Annotated in this window: 9 protein-coding genes; 5 read left to right on the top strand and 4 right to left on the bottom strand. The window is 62.6% G+C overall.

What is annotated here, in order from left to right; genetic code table 11:
- The first annotated feature begins 579 nt into the window (after nt 1–579).
- The gene (locus IPV69_RS04315; protein WP_206293686.1) at nt 580–9,528 is read left to right on the top strand and encodes an autotransporter-associated beta strand repeat-containing protein; all 8,949 of its coding nucleotides are present in this window, start codon (nt 580–582) and stop codon (nt 9,526–9,528) included.
- A 477-nt stretch (nt 9,529–10,005) separates the two neighbouring features.
- On the opposite strand, the gene IPV69_RS04310 is transcribed toward IPV69_RS04315, so the two are convergent.
- The 3 genes from IPV69_RS04310 to IPV69_RS27800 are packed head-to-tail and all read right to left on the bottom strand — an operon-like array spanning nt 10,006 to nt 14,367.
- Nucleotides 10,006–11,130 carry a radical SAM protein gene (locus IPV69_RS04310; protein ID WP_206293685.1) on the bottom strand — a complete coding sequence of 375 codons (1,125 nt, stop codon included), beginning with the start codon at nt 11,128–11,130 and terminating at the stop codon, nt 10,006–10,008.
- A 5-nt stretch (nt 11,131–11,135) separates the two neighbouring features.
- On the bottom strand, nt 11,136–12,608 hold the full coding sequence (locus IPV69_RS04305) for an aminotransferase class III-fold pyridoxal phosphate-dependent enzyme (RefSeq protein ID WP_206293684.1): 1,473 nt from the start codon (nt 12,606–12,608) through the stop codon (nt 11,136–11,138).
- Nucleotides 12,574–14,367 (bottom strand): aldo/keto reductase, encoded by a 1,794-nt coding sequence (locus IPV69_RS27800; RefSeq protein WP_206293683.1) that lies wholly within the window; start codon nt 14,365–14,367, stop codon nt 12,574–12,576. Before IPV69_RS27800 ends, IPV69_RS04305 begins: the two co-directional genes overlap by 35 nt.
- Nucleotides 14,368–14,571: 204 nt before the next feature.
- Here IPV69_RS27800 and IPV69_RS04295 point away from each other — a divergent pair, with 204 nt between their 5' ends.
- The 4 genes from IPV69_RS04295 to IPV69_RS04280 all read left to right on the top strand — a co-directional run bounded on the left by IPV69_RS04295 (nt 14,572) and on the right by IPV69_RS04280 (nt 20,313).
- Nucleotides 14,572–15,516, top strand: a complete 945-nt coding sequence (locus tag IPV69_RS04295) for a hypothetical protein (protein ID WP_206293682.1) — start codon at nt 14,572–14,574, stop codon at nt 15,514–15,516.
- A gap of 65 nt (nt 15,517–15,581) precedes the next feature.
- Nucleotides 15,582–17,813: a DUF1549 and DUF1553 domain-containing protein gene (locus tag IPV69_RS04290; protein ID WP_206293681.1), complete on the top strand. Its 2,232-nt coding sequence runs from the start codon at nt 15,582–15,584 to the stop codon at nt 17,811–17,813.
- A gap of 64 nt (nt 17,814–17,877) precedes the next feature.
- Entirely contained in the window at nt 17,878–19,209 is a 1,332-nt protein-coding gene (locus IPV69_RS04285; protein ID WP_206293680.1) for a DUF1501 domain-containing protein, read from the top strand.
- A 63-nt stretch (nt 19,210–19,272) separates the two neighbouring features.
- Nucleotides 19,273–20,313, top strand: a complete 1,041-nt coding sequence (locus IPV69_RS04280) for a WD40 repeat domain-containing protein (RefSeq protein ID WP_206293679.1) — start codon at nt 19,273–19,275, stop codon at nt 20,311–20,313.
- A 282-nt stretch (nt 20,314–20,595) separates the two neighbouring features.
- Here IPV69_RS04280 and IPV69_RS04275 read toward each other — a convergent pair whose 3' ends face one another.
- Nucleotides 20,596–22,659, bottom strand: a complete 2,064-nt coding sequence (locus tag IPV69_RS04275) for a hypothetical protein (protein WP_206293678.1) — start codon at nt 22,657–22,659, stop codon at nt 20,596–20,598.
- Between the last annotated feature and the right edge of the window lie 363 nt (nt 22,660–23,022).

The following is a 23,022-nucleotide window of genomic DNA, read 5'->3' as shown; positions in this document are numbered from 1 at the left end:
CGAGAACGCGGCGCGGCGGTGAGTTCATGGTCGCAGTAGGACCAGAGTCGTCGCACAATACAGCGGCATCTTCAGTGGTCAAGGGCAGGGCCCACCGAAGGCAACAACGCCTATTGCAGGATCATTGCATGGGAACTGTTGTGGGAGCAATGACCCGGACATCCGCCCGGATCGCTCGCGCAGCGACGTAACCCGATAAGCAGCCTGCGCCCGATTCTGAGCCGATTTTTCAAAAACATCGCTAGGGGACCCCCTTAATTCATATTGACTTTCATCGCGGTTGTGATACATCAGTTTTGGATGGAGAGAGGATGGACTCACGCAGTCCGTCCGCGAGGAGCCTGAAGACGGCTGGCGAGAAGACGCAAAGCGTTGTCGTCATTCAAATCACTGGGGCGGAATACCTCAGTTCTGAATGACCATGCGAAAAAGCATCCGACGGGTATCGGATGCGCGGTCTCACCAAGTCGCACTGCAGTCCCACCTCCATCATTTTTGCATCGGGTTTCTTCGAGAAGCCGGGTGTGATTCACTTCGTATCAATGGCGGATGTCGACCGAAAGGTTGGAGGATAACTGCATGTCGTTGGTCCAAAAGCTGAGCGGGCGCGCGCGTTTTTTCAATCGGATCGCAATGCTGTCTGCGGCGGTGGCAGGGGCCATGCCGACATCGCTGCTCGCCGCCGACAAGACCTGGAACGGCACGACCAGCAACGCCTGGAATGACTCCACCAACTGGACCGACGCTGAGCCGACCAGCGCCGATCGGGCGATCTTCCCCCTGCTCAATCCGGTCACCACGCCGGCTTCGGGGTTTGTCTCGCTGACGTCGGGACGCACGGCCGACCGTCTCCAGTTTCTCAACACCTACAACCTGCGCGGCGGCGACCTGACGCTTGCCAGTGGGCAGATCAATGTCGAAACCTCCGGCGCGGTCTACGGACAGGGATTTACCACTGCGACCATCGCGTCGGCGTTGCAGGGCACATCGGGTGTAACCAAGGACGGCGGCGGCACGCTGGTGCTTGCCGGTCGCAACACGTTCTCGGGTAACGTCGCGGTCAGCAGCGGCACGCTAACCGTGATCAATGACATTAACGCCGGCGCGGCGGCGAACACGGTCAACCTCAATGGCGGGCGGCTCGAACTTGCCAACGTCCAGCAGAACCAGGTCGGCGAAGCATTCTTCACGTTCGCGCACGTCATCAATGTCGGGGCAGGCGGCGGCACGTTGAGCCTCGGTAGTCCACTGCCGTTTGGCGGAAACTCCGGCGGCGCGACACTCACCGCCAACAACGCGATCACCGGCGCGGGCGTCCTCACCAAGGCCGGCGGCGGCCGGCTGTTCATGATGGCGGCCAACACATCCTTCACCGGCGAACTACGGCTGGGACACAACAGCGGGCAGGTGGATGTCCGCGGTGCCGGCACCCTGATGAACGCCTCCAAGATCGTTGTCGAGGCCCAGAGCTTCTTCAACGTCGATAACAACTCCACGCTCGCCTATCTCCCCAGCGCCGCGACCATCAACGACCGCCTCGGCAACGCGACCGCGATCGAGCTACGCGGCGGCCGCTTCATGTACCTCGGCCGCAACACCTCCACCGCCGGCCAGAACGACGAAACCATCGGTGCTGTCACCCTCAAGTTCGGACAGTCGGAAATCAGGGCCCAGCGGTCGGGTGGCGGCGGCGCGAACCTGACACTCACGTCGCTCACACATACTTCCGCCAGCGCGACCGAAGGCTCGGGCGTGGTCCGCTTTTCGACTGACGGCACCGGCGGACTGGGCCAGGCCGGCGACACCGGCCGTATCTTCATCACCGGGCAAGCGAACGACTCGTTCCTCGGTGGATGGGCGCTGGTCAACAGCACGGACTTTGCCAACTACCGCACCGCCACTGGCGTGGCGCAGTACGGCGCAACGGGTTACACCGCGTACGGCGCCGGCGCAGCCGCGACAGATTTTGTGGCCGGACGCATCGTCAACCAGACGGCCAACGTCACGCTGGGCACGGCGGGCACGCCGGCCAACTTCGAAATCCAGGCGCTTCGGATGGTGGGCGTGCGCGATCTGCTGTTCGCCAACGCCACCGATCGCCTGTACATCAGCAGCGGAGGCCTGCTGACCGACGGGAGCAACAGCGTGCGTAACGTCGGCAGCGCCACGACCCGCGGCGAGCTGACGGCCGGGCCTTCCACCGGGGCATCGGGCGCTTACGAACTGTTCCTTCACAACAATAGCAACACAACAACGATCCACTCGGTGATTGTCGACAACGGCGCGTCACCCGTTGCGGTCGTAAAGTCGCTCGACGGTGGCGTCAGCCTGACGGCAGTCAACACTTACACCGGTGGCACCAATGTCCTAAAGGGCACGCTGACGGCCGCAGCCGCCGGGTCGCTGGGCTCCGGCGATGTCCGTGTCAAAGACGGCCGACTGACGCTCAACCAGATCGGCTCGGTGAGTGGATCGACCGGCAAATACACCGTCGAGACCACCGGCGAGATATTCCTGAACTACGTCACCAATCCGTCCACGATCGCGACCGAACGGTTCGATCTCGGTTCGAGCGCAGTACTGATCGGCCGGCTCAGTGGCGCAGTGCCGGCGGCAAACGCCGGTATGAACGGGCTGACGCGAGTGGACAGCGCCACGTTCACAGGTACCCCGGCAGCCGGACAGGTATTGCTCGCCCCCGATGCGATCGTCGGCCACAACACGGCACTGAACAGTGCGTCCAATGGCGTCAATGACGGGACGATCATCAACACGATCGCGAACCTCGGCAGCAATGCAGACTTGTTCTTCGGTCTCAGCAACGACTTCAATGCCGGCGCGAGCCAGGGTGTTACGCTGGGCGTGGGTACGCCGTGGAAGGGCATGAGCACCGACCGGACCTCCCCTCGCCAGTTCCGCCAGGGCACTATCACCCTTAACAGCGATGTCATCTTCCAGGGCCTGCCCAACAACAATACTTACAGCCAGCTTCTGCTCGGAGATGGGACCAGCGCCACCAACGGAACGCTCACTTACGTGAATGCGACCGCCAGCCCGGTCAAGGCTTTCGTGCACGGCCGCGTTGATCTCAACGAAGTCGCTCCGACGATGCCCAGTTCCCTGACATGGGTGGTGACGCCGGGCGGATTCCTGTCCCTCAACCAGGCCAGCGTGCTTGGGTCCGATCTAGCGGTACCCGCCAACAACGCGAACATCCTGGTCCAGGCCGGCGGAACGGTGGATCTGGCCTCGACCGCCGGAGCGGCGATCAACGGCAACGTCGTCGTGGAAGCCGGCGGCGTCATCAACTTCAACGATAACGTATCGCTCACCGGGGCAGGCACGGTCACCGTTCGGCGTGACGGCGTGATGCAGATCCAGAACACCGACCCGATCCGTGGCACCCAGCCTTTCGTGTTCGAACCGCGTGCCGTGATCCGCCTCGTTGCCGATAGCATTCTGGGCCTCAGCACCCGCCTGTCCCCTTCGGCCACCTACGTCACTTACAACGCGAACCGAGTGCTTTCGAACCAGGCGACGCCCGAGAATCTCATCCTGGGCAACGGCGGCGTTCTCACGAACGACTCGCAGTCGGACCGGACCGCCAGTGCCGGTTTCGGACAGATCGTTGTCGGGTCCGGCGGTGTCACGTTCGCCGCAAGCAGCGGCACGCGATTCCGAATCCAGGAAGACTATGCCCTGGGCGCCAACACACTGACGATCGGCCTGAACGACGGCATCGATGGGAACCACAAGCTGGGCACCCTCAGCTTTAATGCTGGCGGCGGAACGGGTCTGCTCGGCAGCGTGATCGATGTAACCACTGGCGCGACGCTTCAGTTGGAGAATGACTTCGTCATCCCCAACGTGACCCGCGTGAATCTGCAGGCGGGATCGACGCTCGATGTGAACAACCGTACGGAACTGGTCGGTTCGCTGACGGGTGCTGGGACGGTACTGAGCAGCGCGGGTGGCTCAGCCACGTTCGTCATCGGCGCAGACAACTCCGACGCGACGTTCGCCGGTGCGTATGTCACGGGTGCACAGCAGGTGAACCTCTACAAAACTGGCACTGGACGCCAGGACCTGACCGGCGTCAGCACCACCACCGCGAATCTGCACGTCAACCAGGGCACGATCGTATTCAGCGGATTGGGCACCGGCCTCTTCGCGAACTATCAGGTGAACCGCGGCGGCACGCTGCTTCTGGACAACGCCGCTACGCCATTGAACAACCGCCTGGGCAGCAAGATTGTCCGTGCCGCCGGCGGCACGATCACCGTCAACGGTCATGCCTCCACCGCCGTCTCGGAACTGGTGGACTTCCGCTTTGACGGCGGTGGTGCCGGCGTTTTGAACCTCAATCCGACGGCCGGTGCGGGTGTCACGCTGAGCAGCGTTACGCTCGGTGCAAGAAGCATCAGCACGCTGATCGTCCGCGGCAATCAACTCGGCGCAACCCCTGGAGCGAACGTCGCTACGTTCGTAGCTACGACCACCTCCAACGCCGTCGGAGGCAACGGCCAGAACGCCTATGGGCTTGGTGCAGTGTCCATCCGGCCCGACATCCTCACCGATACGCCGTCCACCGGGGGCACCGCTCCCCTGTCCTTCGTCACCCAGCCGAGCACCACGAGCGGCTTCCGAGCTTTGCTGCCGTCCGAGTATGCGAGCATCGTTCGCAACGGCGACGCGCGCGAACATCTGCTGGTTGCGTCCAACACAACGTTCACGCCGACAACGCTTTTCAATAACCTCAACTACGCCGATACGAACAACTTTGAAACCTCGATAGGCTCGGTCACGGTAGAGCCCGGTGTCGCCGCGACGATCGCCCCAGTCGATAGCCGCAACATCGGCGGCGGCCGCAACCGATTGGTTGTCAGTTCGGGTGGCTTCCTCGTTCGCGACAATGGCTCGCTGACGATCAACGCCGCTTACCTCGACAACAGCAACTACTACTTCCACGTCAACGGCGCATCTGGCACCGCAACCGTTAACGCGACGATTCTTGGTGGCGGACTGACTAAGAGCGGAAGCGGGAAGCTCACGCTCGGCGACGGCGCGATCCGCTACCTCAGCGGGAACTTCTCGGTTAACGAGGGCACCCTCGAACTGGGTGCCAACAACGCCCCATTCACCAACACCGGCACCTCGACGATCGCGACGACCGCCCAGACGCTCTACCTCTCCAACGGAACGCTCGATCTCAAGGGCAACAGCGCGACGTTGAACAGCCTGATCAGCAGCAACTCTACGAACCTCAACGTCGGTACCGGCGGCACGCTGACGAACACCTCGGTCACGCCGGCCAATGTCACCGTCTACCAGAATGGCCAGCGTTTCGCGGGGAATGTGGCGGGGAACATCAACGTCACCAAGTCGGGCACCGGCAACTGGGAAGTCCTCGACGAGTATGCCTACACCGGCACGACCACCGTCCGCGGCGGCGGCATGGTGCTTCGCGAGCGGGGCCGTCTCCTGAACACGACCGCGATCGATCTTCGAACGACCACGCTGACCCTCGACCTGAGCTACTGGAACAATCTGGCACCGGTCACCAATCGCATTCCGGCGGCGGCACCCCTCACCATGCGCGGCTCGACCCTCGAGTTCCGCGGGTTTGACGGCCACCAGACCACGCAGACCGTCAACTCGATTACGATCGCTTCGGGTGCCAACTACATCAACAGCTTCCCGCAGTGGGCAGGCTCGGCCGAACTCTCGATCGGAAACCTGTCGCGAGGCGGCACCTTCACAACCGTGGACTTCCGCGGCAATAACGGAATCGGAAACCTGGGCCGTTATGGCCCGCAGGGCTTCTTCCATCAGGACGCCCGCATTCTCCTGGGACAGCTCAATGGCGGTGCAGTCCCCACTGCCAACCCGGCCAACCCCGCGACCACCACCAACGGCTTCTTCGGGGCCTGGGCCGTGGTCAACGAAGACACGTTTGCCACTTACGTCACACCGCCCGCCGGGCCGCTGCCGACCAACTTGCAGAGCATCGGCGGCGTAGTCGGCTACGGAGCCAACTACGGCACCGGGGCGACGTCGCCGGCTTACGTCAGCGGCGTGCTCGCTGCCAGTTACTCAGCCGCCGCGGGCAACGTGAACATTGTTGACGTCAGTGCCAGCTTCGCTCTACCCGCGGGAAACAACTTCGTCGGCGCCATGCGCCTCAGCGGCAATACAACGCGCGACGTCACCTTCGCCGCGGCCGGCAACATCCTCAACATCGAATCTGGCGGCCTGGTCCGCAGCAACAACAACAACGGAACGAACATCGGAACGACCGCAGTGCGCGGCGTGCTCACCGCGGGTGGTGCCGCCGCGGGCAGCGGCGATACCGTCCCGCTTTACGCTCACTTCAATCAGGGTACCAACACCATCCATTCGGTCGTCGCCGATCCCGACGCCGATACCAAACTCGCACTCGTCAAGTCGCTTGGCGGCAACCTCGTGCTGACCGCGACCAACACGTACACAGGCCCGACCGTCATCAACGGCGGCCGCATCGTCGCCGCGACCACTACTGCCGCCGACGGCACGAGTGTTTATGCCGTGCCCACCGACGTCACCATCAATGGCGGAAGCACAGCAGGCTCGGCGCTGCAGCTCAACGCGTCCCGGCAGATTCGAAACGGAATCAATATCACCTTCAACGGCGGCGGGTTCCTCGACCTCCCGGCGGTCGACAACTCGGTCAACGAGGTTGGCAATCTGACGGTGAACTGGGATGGTGCCAGCGCGAATAACTTCATCAGTGCACAGGCCCTGGTCGACAACACGACCCTGACCACGAAGTTGATCGTCGGCGGCAACATCACCGTAACCAACGACGTTCTGGCACACACGCCGACGATTCCCGCCGCCACGACCGCCAATACCGCCCGCGTGTCCAACATCCTGCTCGAGTTCACGCCCGGCGCACACACCATCGATACCTCGGGCACCGGCCTCACCGGATTGGCACTGACCGCCAATATGGTCAACAGTGCCGGCGTCACGCTCAACAAGACCGGGCCGACGATGCTCATCCTCAACGCCCCGGGCCTGGCCTCGGTCGCGCAGTTTGCCGGTGTAATGAATGTGAACAATGGCCAGGTTCGTCTCGATAACAACACGACGCTCGCCGCGACCTCCACCCTGAACGTCGCTGCCGGCGCAGCCCTGATTGGCAACGTCAACGGCAATCCCATCTTCAACGCGACGATCAACGGCGGCGTTCTGGGGACTGTCGCCAATACGATGACCATCGGTTCCGCGACCAGTACGCTCGCAGTCACTGCCCCCTCGGAAGTGAGGTTGCACGACTTCTATCAGCTGACGACCGGCCGGCAGATCGTGATAAACAGCATCGTCTCGGGTGCGGGCGCACTGAGCATCGTCGGCAGCGAGGTGGCCGGGCAGAACAACTCGTTCACCCTCACCAACGCGGCCAACACCTACGGCGGCGCGATTACCGTCAACACCAACGTCAATCTGATCTCGCAGAGTGCGACCAAGGTCGGCAGCGCGATCGGAACCGCGACGATCGAGCTGCTGAGCGGCGAGTTGCGAATTCGTGACAACGGTACCGGCAGTAACAGCACGCTGGCTTACGGGAACGCAATCAACGTCGCCGCGAACGCCAGACCCAGCATTAACATCGATCGAGTAGACGCCAATACCAACAACACCATTGCACTGGGAGCGCTGAACCTGGGCGCTTCTTCGACTCTTACCGTAAACACCGCCAACGGATACGGCGCATCATTTACGGGGACCACGGTGCCCGCTTCGGGGACCGTCACGCTGAACAGCGCGGCGAGCATCAATCTCGGGTCGCTTGTCGGCGGTGCGAACGTGGTTAAGTCCAACGCCGGCACCGTCAGCGTGGGTAACATCGCCGCCACCCACTCGGGAAGCTGGGCGATCAACGGCGGCACCGTCCGACTGACGGCCGCCGGCAATCCGCTCAACAGCAATCCCATCTCCATCCGCACCAGCGGTGCACTTCAGGCCGATCCGGGCACCGGCACGCTGGCGCTCAACCAGAACCTGGGCAACGTGACCGGTACGCTGCGTGCTACCAGCGGTCTGTTCGACCTGACGGCCGCCAACGGCACCGGCATCATCCAGGGTGCCGCAAGTTTCACCGCCAACGGCGTCGCCGGCCAGCTTCGCGAAGGACGGCTCGCTGGTGCCGCCGACTTCACCACGCCAAATCCTGCCAACTTCGGCCTTTCGTCTTATCCCCGCATGGGTCAGACAAACGCAGTGACCCAGAACGCACACACTGGTTGGCAGGACAATACGACCTGGGTCTACACCGGACAGTTCTTCGACGCCGACGGAAGCTTTGCTTTCGCAGAAACCATCGACGATTCCGTGCAAATCCGCATTGACGGGGTCGTTCGACTTCAGAACGGCACTTACAACGTTGCCACAACCACAGGTTCGACCGCGGGCATGAATCCCACCGGCACCGCCGCCGCCGGGGCCAACGCCAGCGGTGGGACGACGAACTTCGGCATGGGGCCGCTGGCCGACGGATGGCATGACTTTGAAATTCGCGTGGGTAACGGCACCGGCGGGGGTGGACCATTCGCAATGACTGGCTTCAGCAACTTTTATGGCATCGGGTTCTATGACGGTACCGATCCCGCCAAGCTCACCACTGCAGCGGGCACCACTTACGAGCGACTGGACGAACTGCTGTCGAGCCGATTCCGGACCACGGAAATTGGCGGTACCCTCCAGGCCGACGCCGGAGCCGAACTGAAACTGGTAGGCTTTGTAAACATGGAAGCGCTGGTACTGAACGGCGCCGCCGCGCACATCAACATCACTGGCACCAGTGGTGTCAGCAACGCCAACTGGCTGCAAAACCTTTCCGCCACCTCCAGCACGATGACGGTTGCCGGTACGCATGTCGTCAGCATTCAAAACGTGCTCGACCTCGTCGCCGGCAGCACGACAGTCAAGGAAGGCACCGGCACACTGGAACTGAAGAATGTGGTGTCTGTGGCCGGCCGCACCGGTGGTATCACGGTCAACAACGGCACGCTCCGCGGCACCGGGACGGTGCTCGGTCCGGTCACCATCGCGGCAGCTGGAACGTTGTCGCCCGGGTTCAGCGCCGGACTGCTGAGTACGGGAGCTCTTACGCTGGCCGCAGATTCCGATCTGGTCATCGAGCTCAACGGCACCACGGCCGGAACGCAATACGATCAGGTGAATGTCACCGGCGCAGTCAACCTGACCGGTGCAAACCTCGCGCTGTCGCTGGGCTTCACACCCGCAATCGGCACCACGTTCACCATCATCGCAAACGACCAGGTCGATCCCGTCGTAGGCGAGTTCGTCGGCCTCACGGAGCTTTCCAGTTTCACTACCGGCGGTGTGGAGTTCTCAATCTCCTACGCCGGCGGAACAGGCAACGACGTAGTCCTGACAGCGATCCCCGAACCCGCGACGGCTGGCATAATGGCCCTCGCCGGCCTCGGGCTGCTCTCCCGTCGACGTCGCCGATGCCATCGCTGACCAGAGGTTCGTCGGCCGCACCGCCGAGACGGTCATTCCATGGGAGTATCGCGTCGAAGCCGCTCAAACCCGGCAACTTCGTCAACAGCGCCAACAGCGAACGCTGACCACGCCATCCAGTGAGATCCCCTGCAAGAAGCTAAAAGCAATAGACCACGACGCCGCAAGGTCGCGGCGTCGTGGTCTGTAACCTTGGGTCGAAGCGAGGGTGGGTAACCGAATGGCCTCAGAGGGGTCCGAACAGGGTGCTGATTTCGCGGGGATTTCGAAGCTCGGCAAGAGAAATGGCGCACAAAGCGGCGCAGTCGATTCCGACCCCACCCGACTGGTGGCCGTCTGGTCGAATCTGTCCGACGATGCCCGCAGGCTGGTGATGCGTCTGCTGGAAGGATGATGCACCCCGACACAATGGTCTCGGTCGGCGCGGGCCTGGATGTTCGGGAACAGCGCCGAACATCCGCCCGGACGCCGCTGACGCTACACCACGCGAAGAAGTCTCCCCAGCTCTTTCCCAAGATGGCGAACGTAGGCGGTTCGAATCTTCTGCCGAAATGCCGAATGTTTGGCGAGTTTCGACAATTCGGCGTGGACATTTCTCCATTCGGACGCACCCGGGTCGAAGTTTGCCCCCGTGGCTCCCAGGTTGACCCAGAATCGCATCCGCAGTGCCGATTTCCATAAGTGTATAAGCCCCCGGCGGACTGCCGGGCTTGGATTGGGGTGGTCGTAATCGATGTCGATGATGACTTCGTGCGCACCGGTGGCGGTAGCGCGGTGCAGAAACTGGTCGATCTCAGGCTCACTGCAATTCTCTTCCTTCATGATGTACTTGAGCACCACCCGGCAGCCGGTCCGGACGAACTCGTCGAGGTTTCGCCATACGACTGGCAGAAGGTCTTTTCCCTTCATTGCTTTCCAAGTGGCCGGATAACCGGCGTCGAGCGAGCAGAGGATGTTGATCCGTTTTGTAGCGATACCCTCGCGAATCGCCCGGGGCAGGATGGTGCCGTTGGTGTGAACCCAGGTCGTCCCACCTGCCAGAGTCGCGAAGGTCAGGATTTGGTCGAACTCCCGATAGATCGTTGGCTCGCCGCCGCCCCAGTCGAATGTCGCACCGGGATCGAGGAACCTGGCGGCGGAAAGCTGTCGCAGTGCGGGAAGGACCAGGTACGGCGTGAACCCGTCGCGGAAAACCGCCGGGTCGGCCGTCTGCAGGAAGCAATAGTTGCACTCGATGTTGCAGTGAGAGAAGTGGGCGATCGCGACCAGCGCAATCGGGTAGTTTGGCGTTTTCCAAACGCGCTTGACCAAGTGCGGGCAACCCCGGCACGCGGCATGACCATCCCCCTGATTCTCGCGAATGATCCGCGTTCGCGCCGCCGCGATCGCGGTCAGATCGAGTGTGCCGCCGTTGTAGTCGCACAAGTGCGGAAAACCGGTTCCATGGTGGACGATCAGGCAGGCGTTCAGGCTCCGCCGGTTGAACGCCAGCCCATGTTCCAGCCAGGGGCAACTGTGGTAGGGCTGACTACGATCCACCAGCGGTGGCGGATCGTTTAGCGTGGGCAACGTGGATAAAACCTTGAGTTGCACGATGCTCATGAACTTCACACCACCGGTGGAATCTCGAGCGAGCTGACGAGGGACCGATGCGCGGCCGCCTGGCGTATTGCCGCAAACGCCCCGCGGAACCCATCGACTGTTCTCTCCAATTCGGCATCGCCATGAGCGGCACTGGGCAACATGAACCCGCGAAAGGTCAGTATGCCTCGGGCCAGCAGCTCCCGGTGCAGCAGTGTGCGAAGCAGTGTTCTGCGGTTGAGGTCAGGCTCATTGAATCGGTAGACCATTCGGTAGGGCGGGCTGACCAGTTCGCCGTCCATTCCCGACTCGACGCTGCACTCCGCGACGGCAGCGCGCAGACGCTCGCCAAACGAGGCTACTTTCGCCGGGATATCCTCCCGTTGATAGATCTGGAGTGCAGCACGCGCCGCCGCGAGGGAGTACGCGTCGCTCTTGAAGGTCGGGTGATAAAAGATCCTCGCGACGTGGTCCATCACCTCTCTCTGGCCCACCAGCGCAGCCAGTGGCATGCCGGAGGTCAACGCCTTACCGAAGCAAGCCAGGTCCGGCGTGACACCCGTTGCATTCTGTACGTTGCCGCCGGGATGCCGAAAGCCGGTCATGATCTCGTCGAAGATCAGCACGGTGCCATGGGCCTGGCACATCAACTTTAACGATCGCAGAAACACAGCGTCGGCAACCTGCACGGGACCATCGACACCCTCGACCTGTGCCGCCGGCTCCAGGATGACCCCGGCAATCTGCACCGGATGATGTTCGAACAGCCGTGAAACCTCCGCCAGGTCGTTCGGAGCAAATCGGATGGCGCGGCAAGTCGCCGACGGATCGTGAAGCGATTTCTCGAACACAGGCGCGAAAGGCTCCTGCCATCCGCTGTATCCGCTGAAGAGAATCAGGGGACGTCCGGTCTTCACGCGGGCCAGTCGGACCGCTGCCGTGCAGACGTCAGATCCGTTCTTTCCGAACAGTACTTTCTGGGCGTTTGGAATCATCTCGCCAAGCTGATACGCCACTTCGATCTCCAACTCAGTCGGCAAGCTGAGGATTGCCCCATTACAAAGCGATTGGGCGACGGCCTCGCGGATCTCCGGATGCGCATAGCCCAGAAGCGCCGATCCCCATCCCATCACATAATCAATCCATTCGTTGCCGTCGCCGTCGCGCACGCGGCAGCCGGCGGCTTCTCGGAGGAACAACGGATAGGGACGGTCGGAAGCCCCTCGCGTCACACCGCCGCTGGGCAAGTAGAACGACGACCCGATCAGGCTCCCGATCTGAAAGTAACCGGCCGCGTTGGAACCCTCGGCCGGCTCGGCGGCAACTTGAACCACCAGGGACTCGACATTCTGATGCTCGAACCAGGTGACGTTCTGCTCGACCAGATTAAACGAAACGTCCTGCACGGCGCCGCCCAGCCCCAGGCGGGGCTCGACCGAGTGCAGGACGTAGAAAGTGGTCTCCTCACCCGGAAGGATGTCGCGTGGCACACGCACCATGTGGCGAATTGCCCCGTCCACTCGCATGACCAGGTCCACAGATCGCCCCTTTGGCTCGTCCGCGCGCCAAGTGCGCGTGCCGACGTTGCGGACATGAACATAGACCGCTTGTGCCGAAGATTGAGGCCAGCGCGATGGCACATTGTGCCCGACCCATTCGACGCCGTAGAGATGAGGTGCGGACTGGCTCAAGCAAACATCTCCCCGTCGGCGAGGTCCCGCCGAAACAGTTCGATCGATCGCCACAATGGGATCGGGCGGACCTGATACTGCAGTTCGACCGCAAGAGATGTCGCGGGGCCGGTAACCGCCGGTGGCGGCCATTCCAGCACGAAATGGCACCGCTCCCCCCGGCATCACGTCGCACCGCAGCCCTTCGGCGATTGCGACATGGTTTCCGAGTTGGAATCGAAGGCGCACGCCGATCCCGATACCAGACCTGATCCACGGTCGGCGGCCGGTGTTCTCGACCTGCGCGCCAAACTTGCTTGAGTGATCGCGCCAATGGCAACTCGCGCGTGACCAGCCGTGCCGAACACCATCGATCGCCACGCGGTGGTAGCCGCAATTCAGGAGGTGGCTGAACCCGGCCTTCTGAAACGCGTCGCAGCATGGTCTGGTGCAGCCTGTCGAGCGTGATCGGGATGTCGATCCGCGCCGGGCAACGGCAGGTCTGCTGCACGCATCCAGAGCACGTCGAAGGCCCCTGTGGCTGAAGGCGGAAGTACTCCACGTCTTCCCACGTCTCGTAAGGCGAGGTGCGATACACGCCACCCATGTACGCAGCGCGAAATAGCCAAGCCACGGGCAGCCCCTGGCTGCACGTCGGCTCACATTCGCCGCAGCGGCTGCAGAGCGACGTCGTCATCTCGGCAATACGCAGTGCGTGTGGACCCGCCTCCGGTCGCGTTGCGATTCTTTCGGCGACGCCGGCGGATGCGTTCTCGATCGCTTCTTCAACGCTTGCCGTACCGGGTAGCACGCAAGAGACCTCCGGGTTCTCCAGGATCGCACGAAGGGCCTCGCCGGCGGCTACGCCCGGAGGGACCGCCGCTGAGCCGTCCGGCGGAGGGAATGCTTTGCTGGGCGTCAGCATCCCGGCGGCTAGCGGAAGCATGATCATCAGTCCCATTCCCTTCGCCTTGCAGAGCGGAAACAGTTCCTCCCGCGTTCGGCGGATGTCTTCAAAGTGCCAGCTTGCCGGCGGATTCAGCGTCAGCGAATGAAACCCGAGCACGTTGTACGAGAGCATGATCGCATCAAACGCACCCGACTCAATCAGACGCCGCGCGAACTCAGGCTTCCCGTGGGTGGTGCAGAAGATGGCCCCCAGCCGGCCGGTTGCCTTCATCTTCTGGAGGAACTCCACCATCCCGTCTTTGCCCCAGATGTTCTCCTGGCCCGCCTCCCGGTCTTCGACACTCGCGATGCCGAACAGCTCCAGCCGATCGGTCTTCAGCATTCGGCAGGTGGATTCGAAGAGCCGCTCAAAATGTCGAACCTTGCCGGTCGCATTTCCGGAGGTGTCGTATCCATTCGATGCGACGATGATTTTCCGACCCGATCGCAGGACTGCCTCGGCCACAAGGCGATCGGCACCTTCGTAGTCCGGTGCCGTATGGACGATGCTGACACCGCGATCAAAGCCCGCAAGGAGCGTATCAATCGCCTGCGTCCGCGGTACACGACGCAGTTGCGCGGTGCCGAACCCGACACAGGAGACTTGAATGCCGGAGGATCCGAGGGGACGAAACTGCATAACAAAAGCCCACTTGCCGTTACACAGGGGATGATACCGCCATGAGCATCCCCCAGTTTCGACTCGCATTCCACATGGCGGGAAGAAACAAGGAAATTTTCGGAGACTACTTTCGGTACTTGTTTGTTGATAGCAGAGAACGACATGAACGTTCAGCACCGTTTATGAACGCTATCCGCTGAAGCTCGGGTATGATGGGCAATCATGCCAATCAGCCGCCTCCTCGCTGCGTTCGGAGTCGTTGTTTCATTCGTTTCAACTCTGGCTGCGACAGCCGCCGACCCCGTGTTTTCCGGTCCGCAGGCGGGCGAGAAAGTCAGCCCATTCAAGATCGTCGATTTCGTCGGCGGGAACGCTGGTAAAGAGCGCGAGGTGGTCGCCGCGGCCGACGAGACGCCGGTCACGATCATCTTCGTGCACGGCATCGAACGGTCCATCCTGCCTCTGCTAACCACCCTTGACGAATACGGCCACCGACGCCGCGAGACGCTACGCATGGTGATCGTGCTGCTATCGGGCGACCGCGCAGATGCCGAGAAGCGCCTGCCGGCAGTGAACGGATCGATCAAACTTCATACCCCGATGGCTCTGTCCGTCGATGGTGCCGAGGGTCCCGGCAACTACGGCCTGAACAAAGCCTGCCTGATGACGGTGCTGGTGGCGAGCAAGAACATCGCGACTGCGAACTTCGCCCTGATACAGCCGGGCATCGCCGACGCACCAACGGTCATCAAGGCGATGGCGGCGGCATCGGGTGATGGGAATCCGCCGACCCCGGAGGCGTTACAGGCCGAGCGTGCCAAACGGACCGGCGCAATCGGTGGGATGCGTCGTGGCGCGACGCAGCCTGCGGTCAGTCAACCGGCCAGTGGTCCGACGACGAAGCCTGCCGCCGTCCATCTTCCCGGGGCAGCCCCAACCGATGAAAAGTTGATGGGTTTACTCCGTTCGTTCATACAGCGGGCCAACGACGACGCCCGAGTGGACCAGGTTGTGAAAGAGGTCGAGGCGTATGTGAAGGACGATTCTGCCCTGAAGAAGCAGGCGATCGACGGTTGGGTACGTGTGTTGCACCTCAAGTACGGCACCGATTACGCCCAGAAGGCCGGCAAGGACCTGGTCGATCGTCTACAGAAGCCGAAGGAATGACGCCGCCCCGTGAACATCGGTGTCAACAACGCTGGTCGCAAACTATGTTGTCGGTGGGATGGAGTATGTCCAACGGTACGACCACTTTAGTCGCCGCCGGCGTGTTGCTGGCCGTCCTGACCGGCGGACGCCAGTTGACGTCGCGGTCTCCGGCTGCGCCACGCGACCCGCTACTCGCTTCGCTTGCTGTCCCTTCGTCCACTCCAGCAAATCGCCCTGCTGAGGAGCCGATTGGATTTGCCACCCACGTTCTCCCCATTCTCACAAAGGCCGGCTGTAACAGCGGCGCGTGCCACGGAGCTGCGACCGGGCAGGGCGGGTTTCGACTCAGCCTGCTCGGCTACGATCCACAACAGGATTTCCTGAACATCACCCGTGAACAGTCCGGTCGGCGGATCGATCTCGTCTCGCCGGTCGACAGCCTTCTCCTTCGCAAGCCCGACCGAGGCTTGCCGCACAAGGGCGGAATGAAGTTGGAGAGCGGCAGTGCTGACCACGCCGCGATAGCAGCATGGATCGCCGGCGGTGCGTCTTTCGGCCCGCCGGACTTGCGGGTAGCCGCAATCGATGTCTCGCCCGCCGATGTGCTGTTGATGTCGACAGACCAATCGGTGCAGTTGAAGGTGCAGGCGACACTTTCCGACGGCAGGGTGCTTGCCGTGACGAATCACGCTTTGTACGCGCCGAACGATCCCGCGATCGCCGAGGCCTCTGTGGGCGGCAAGATTTCGGTCCGACGGCGGGGGACGACCGCTGTGATGGTCCGTTTTGGTGGTCAGGTCGCGGCGGTTCGCGTAGGCGTACCCCGGCGCGATGCACCGCTTGCTGCCGCCGATATCGACTTCGAACCGCGGAACTACATCGACCAGGCTGTTCTCTCCGAATTGCAGCGGCAGCGTGTCCCGCCATCGCCGCTGGCGGACGACGCACAATTCCTCCGCCGCATCCATCTCGATCTGATCGGCCGACTTCCGACACCTTCGGAGGTGCGTGCTTTTGTCGCCCAGCCTTCGACACCGGCCTCGCGTCGAAAGGTCATTGCTGATCTCCTCGCCCAGCCGGAGATGCCGGACCTCTGGACGCTTCGCCTCGCAGACCTGTTACAGGTTGACTCCAAACGTCTCGGCGATGTGCCGGCTCGAACGTATCACCAATGGCTGCGCGAGCAGGTGGCGACGAACACGCCATTCGATCGCGTTGTGCGGGAACTGCTGACGGCCGAGGGAGACATGGCGACGGTCGGCCCGGCGAACTTCCACCGCATCGCCCGCGATCCGCGCGATACCGCCGAAGCCGTGGCCGGCACCTTGTTGGGCGTGCGTATTGCGTGCGCCAGGTGCCATGCCCATCCCGTTGCCGCCTGGACCCAGGACGACTACTACGGGTTTGCGGCGTTCTTTGCCCGCACAGAGCAAGCCGGCAATCGTGTCACGGCGATCGATCGCGGTGAGGTCCTGCACCCGAAGACCAACAAGCCGGTCGCGGCGCGACTTCTGGGTGCGGCGGCGTCACTGACCGACGCGCCCGGCATCGACCGCCGTGTGGCGCTGGCCGACTGGGTCGTGTCGCCTGGCAACCCCATGCTCGCTCGCGTGACGGTCAATCGGGTCTGGCGGCACATGACCGGCCGGGGACTCGTCGAGCCGGTGGACGACCTTCGGCCGACCAATCCGCCATCGAATCCGGCCCTGCTCGATGCGCTTGCGGCCGACTTCATCGCCAACGGCTACGACGTGCGGCGGCTCATCCAGACGATCGCCGAGTCGCGCACCTACCAGGCTTCGTCGATATCGACCGACGCCAACCGAGACGACGATCGGCTGCATTCGCACGCGTTCGTCCGGCCACTGGCACCGCAAGTGATGGCCGACGCGATCAGCCAGGCGACCGGCGTTCCCGACGATTATCCGGGCCACGCCGCCGGAACCCGCGCGGTGCAATTGATCGACGCGCGCACGCCGTCCGAGACGTTGGACGTGCTCGGCCGCTGCACCCGCGAGACAGGCTGTGACCAGGAGTCGGCCGGTGGCGGCTTGTCGCAGGCGCTGCATTTGATCAATGGAAAGTCGATCAACGGGAAGCTCAAAGGCGGGTCGATTGAGGGCCTGATAAAGGCTTCGACGGCGGTGGAACCGGTGATCGACGAGCTTTTCCTTCGTACGCTCAGTCGCTTTCCGACGAAGAACGAGAAGGATTACTGCCTGAAGAAGTTTGCCGAGGCCGCGGGTCGCCGCGAAGCGGCGGAAGACTTGCTTTGGGTGTTGTTAAACACGCGAGAGTTTGGCTTCAATCATTGAGCGGCGTTGTCAGGTCTCCGTCCCACTGGGTACCGGAGCAGGGAAGAGTACCGCGGAGAACACCATGAACCCATCTCCCACAACTCGACGCGACGGAATCCGCCGGCGCGACGTGCTTCATCTGGGCATGCTCTCCTGTTTGGGGCTGAGCTTCGCCGATGTCCTGCGGCTACGGTCGGCAGGCGCGGCAGATTCTCCGGCGAAGCGAACCGCCAAGGCCAAATCGTGCATCGTCATCTGGCTTGACGGAGGACCGAGCCATATAGACACCTTCGACCCCAAGCCCGATGCCCCGGCCGAAGTTCGTGGCGACTTCAAGGCGATTTCCACCGCGGTCGATGGCATTCGCATTTGCGAACATCTCCCGTTGACGGCCGGCGTCATGAAAGACGTCGCCGTTATTCGCTCGGTCACACACGAGCTCGGCAATCACGACACCGGCAGCCATTTCCTGTTGACTGGGCATCGGCCGACACCTGTGATGGAGTTCCCGAGTCTCGGGAGCCTCGTCGCGAGGCAACGCGGCTTCGGCGGCGCGCTGCCGCCTTACCTGGCGATTCCCGGCGCGGTTCGGGCGGCGGGGCCGGGTTACTTTCCCGGTGCGTTCGCGCCGTTCTCCGTCGGCGGCGATCCTTCGAAGCCGGACTACAGCGTTCGCGATCTCATCCCCCCGGAAGGTGTGACTTTCGATCGCGTCGACCGGCGGCGCGAGATGCTCGGCCAGCTTGACGGATTCTCTCGTCAGGTCGAACAGGGCCCGGCTACTGCTAGCCGCGACGCGTTCTACGAGCAGGCATACACTTTGATGACATCGCCGGCTGCCAAGGCAGCGCTGGATCTCTCGCAGGAGCCGCAGGCGGTACGCCAGCGCTACGGGCGCAACCGATTGGGAGCGAGCTGCCTCTTCGCCCGTCGCTTGGTGGAGGCGGGCGCGGGGTTTGTCACCGTGATCGACAAGGGATGGGATAACCACCAGCAGATCTTCCGCGAGCTGCCGGATTCACGCTTTCCCGGCAGCGGCAAGTTGCCGTCGCTCGACCGCGCCTATGCAGCACTGATCGACGACCTCCGTGAGCGAGGACTGCTCGATAGCACGCTGGTTGTGCTGATGGGCGAGTTCGGGCGGACGCCAAAGATCAACAGCAGCGCCGGTCGCGATCATTGGCCGCGGGCGGGCTTCGCCTGTCTCGCCGGCGGCGGTGTGAAAGGTGGACAGGTGATCGGTGCAACCGACGCTTGGGGCCAGTCGCCGATTGACACACCTGTCAGTCCGGAAGACCTCGCGTGCAGCATTCTGACGCTGCTCGGCATCGACCCCACGCGGCAGTACACCACCGCCGACGGGCGGCCCATAAAGATTTTGGATGCCGGACGCATGGTTCCCGGGCTGGTGTGAGTAGACCTGACGGTCTGAAGGCATGCCCGCGGTGTGATCAGATCAAGCACGAGGCGCGGCATGATGCGATACAAACCTGGCTCCCTTCTGGCCGGCCTGTTCGCCACCCTCGTGGTGATGCCGCTCTCAGTCGCGTTCGCGCAGGATCCTTCCACCCGAGCTCGGACCACGCCCGTCGTCGCCTGCGCATACAGCCCCAACGGCGGATCGCTCGTCATTGCCCGCCATGATCGCGTGGAAGTTCGCAACGTCCTCGCCGGCGATTCTCGCACGCTCGATATAAAGATCCCGCGTGCCGCCGCGATTGCGTTCGACCCCACCGGCCAGCTCCTAGCCGTTGCAGGCGGAACGCCGGGTGAGTCAGGAGTGGTCATCCTTTGGGACTTCAAGGCAAGCAAGTCGCTTGCGAAAGTCGAGGGCATGACCGATCTGGCGACCGCCGTCGCGTTCAGCCCGGACGGATCGCTGTTGGCCGTCGGCAGCGCCGATCGTACGGTCAGGTTGACGCGAATTGATCGCAAACGCGACGCGCTGCAGACCAGGTCGGCCGGCGTGCTCGTCGGCCACGGCGGGGCGGTGACTTCGGTCGTCTTCAGCCCCGACAGCAAGCTCATCGCGACGTCCAGCGTCGACCGCTCGATCAAAGTCTGGACCGTCACCGATGGGGCACTCCTCCGCACGCTCTCGAACCATACCGATTCCGTCCATGCAATCGCCGGCCGATCACACTCGGATCCGAAAGCGCCTTGGACGATCGCCTCGGCCAGCGATGACCGAACGGTTCGCATCTGGCAGCCGGGCATCGGGCGAATGGTCCGCATCGTCCGAGGACACGAAGGCCCGGTGCTCGCCGTAGCATGGGCCGCGGACGGCAAGACGCTCCTTTCACTCGGCACGGAGGGCATCGTCCGCGCCATCGAATGCGACGGCGATCAGATCCTGCGGAGCGTCCCGGCCCACGCCGACTGGGGATATGCGATAGCCGTCAGCCCGGACGGCCGATCGTTCGCTACCGGGGGATGGGCGGGCGATGTCGTGATATGGAAGATCGACAAATCGGGCTCAATCAGCCCAGCAGACTCCAAGCCCGGGTCCACTCGGTGACGTCACCCGTGCAATACCACAATAGCCGTGGATGTAGCACCGGGGTTCTGGAGCTTTGATCGGTGTGGCGTCTCGGAACGATTCTTGCCAAGGCACAAGGCAGCGGCCGTCCACCTCGTCGACGACGAGATCGGGAGCAGCTACCGGCGCTGCCGAATCGGCTGCTAAAGTGCGCGCGGTCCGATGGTCAGCGCGAAAGCCGTTAACAGGGCAGCGAGGTGAGTCGGTTCATAAAATCCGTCCGATGAGTGTCGGGTGTAGGCAGAACCGGGGACACAATCGCTAGTTGCGGAAGCCCTTCTCAGTGCCGGAGCGTTTACCGTCGTCTTTGAGCGTGCCCGGCTTCCATTCCCGTGCGATATCCAGATCGGCGGCGACCTGAGTGGTCAACGCGGTCACGTCCACATAGCCCAAGCGGTTGTAGAGCGCGGGAACGTAGTGAGCGTCGCGAACGGCGGCGTATCGCTTCCAGTGCGACAGGGCGTCGTTAAAGTGACGAATCGCCGCGTCATGGTCGAACTTGCCGCCGGTGGAATCGAAAATCGCCAGCGCGCACGCGCCACGGATCTTGGCCGCGTAGTAGCGGCCAAGCCAGGCCAGCGCCTCGCAGTCGTTCATGTTCTTGCGGAGCTCGGCGTCCGCCGTCGCAGCCTCGCGAAGAGCGTCGAGCGATGCGAAGGTCTGTGCCGCCGCGCCGTCCAGAGCGTCGGCGATTTCGAGCGGCGTCGTCTGCTCCATCGGTTTACGGGCGACGAGGCGAGCCCGCCAATCGCGGATGCACAACACCTCAGAGCCTGGCATGGAGCTTCCCTCCATGAAGTGTCTCGCAGTGTAGAAGCCCTGACCTTTGCTCCTTCGATGGCTCCAGCACGCCTCGGGAAACCACTTGAGATCGATGTCGCCCCAGAAAAATCGGGTGGTCAGTGGCATGACCTGCGATGCTCCCTGGAGGGCTCGGAAAAGATGAGTTGATGAGGCCTTGGGATGGCGGGCGGCCAGCAGTCGCTCGAAGTGCGAGTCCGTCAGCGACGGATCGTACGCCAGACGACCCCAGAGCATGAACGAGTACCACTGCTTCTCCATCACCAGCGGGCGCGTGCCGGGGTCGGGATTGCGTTCGAGGAAGTCGCGTCCCCAGACGTAGCCGTCCGGTCCCATATAGAAGCCGGCGATCTTGTCCGCCGGGGGAATGTTCAGGATGTATTCTCGGGCGTACGTCGGATCGCCGAAGCGGAAGGTGTAGATGTCGTCGTTGCGTACCGTAAGCCAGGTCTTTCTGCCGGGAGCCAGGTTTTCCAGCAGCGGCTTGATGAATTGGGGCTTCGTGATCGAATACATGTGCGCGACGGAGTATTTGAAGCTGAACTCGAACGGCCCCGGGTACTCCTTAAACGCGTCCAGGATGTCGCTCTGCGCGGTCCAATGGAAGCGATGGATCATGCCGAACTGGCGCTTGGGATCATCCTTCAATGCGTCGCGCACCCCTTCGCCGTAGGTGTCCCACAGCCACGCTTCCTTGACCTTGGAATCCATATTGTTCGGCATGCCCTCGCCGGCGGTGATGCCCATGCCGGCGAGCAGCGGGTAGGTCTTGACCGTCTCGCGCACGCTGGCGCGGAAGTACTTCTTTGTGATCTCGTTGTCCAGATCGTTCGTGATGCCGTGCTTGCCTTCGGCACCGAACGTGAACACGTTCCAAGTAAAAACATAAACCTGAATGCCTCGGTCTGCGGCCTGCTGCATGACCCACCGCCAGAACTCGATCTTCTCGTCGATCGTGATGCGCTTCACGACCTCGCGGTTAGCGAGCATCGCCGGGCGGACCATGTCGGAGCCGGAGAAGCTGAAGGTGTCATCAAGCTTGGCACGGGTGCGCCAGACATCGTTCAGTGCGACCTCGGGGAACTCCGGAACCTTCACCAGCGATGGGAACGGATGGAGACTCCAGAGCGAAAGCACGTTGTAGCGATGCCGCGCCATGGCATCGAGAAACGAGGTCCAAAACTCTCGCTCCCACATCTCCGGGATATTCGCCTGTGCCGCATCCGAGCAGTCCGTGTAGCTCGGCGTACGCAGATCGAGAGGGATATTTAACTTGATGCCGCGCTTCGCGATGTGTGGCTTGTGGTCGGAGTCCGTCAGCGAATCGAGCGTTCCCGTGCGGATCGCTTCGGCAATATCCAGCCCGCCATACATTGCGCCTACGGGGTCGGCGCCGAGCACCGTGATGACACGGCGTCGGCCCTGCGTTTGCACGCGAAGGCGATAGCTCTGTGCAGTGGCGTTGTCGTCATTTCCGACGGTAACGGAAATACGAGTCGCATCGGCGTCCCTGCTTAAAGACATGCCCCTTGCTGCTGCTTCACGCCGTATCTCTTCGCCGGCAAAACTGCCCGGCCTCCCTGCTGCGGGATCGGTGGCCAAATCGAGGCTCGCCGCGATCACGGAAGTCGCAAAGATCCAACTGAGGAATGCCAGCCGAACGATCACGCCGGAAGTCCGTACTGAGACACGAGGAGTGGTGTTGCGGATGTATGTGCTTTGAAGACTCATTTGGTATGATTCCAGCAAGGGCGCCCATATCGTTTGCCGGGCAGGATTCTCGCCCGGTTGAGGCCTCATCCTGCGCTGCCGAGGTCCAGTGGCATGCGCGAGCACTAGTGGCCGTTTCAGGCGACCCTGCCAGGACACGGACAGGGTTACATGCGC

It is taken from the genome of Humisphaera borealis (assembly GCF_015169395.1).
Lineage (GTDB): Bacteria > Planctomycetota > Phycisphaerae > Tepidisphaerales > Tepidisphaeraceae > Humisphaera > Humisphaera borealis.
The sequence above is the reverse complement of the archived record's forward strand: the minus strand, read 5'-3'. Positions and strand labels throughout refer to the sequence as shown.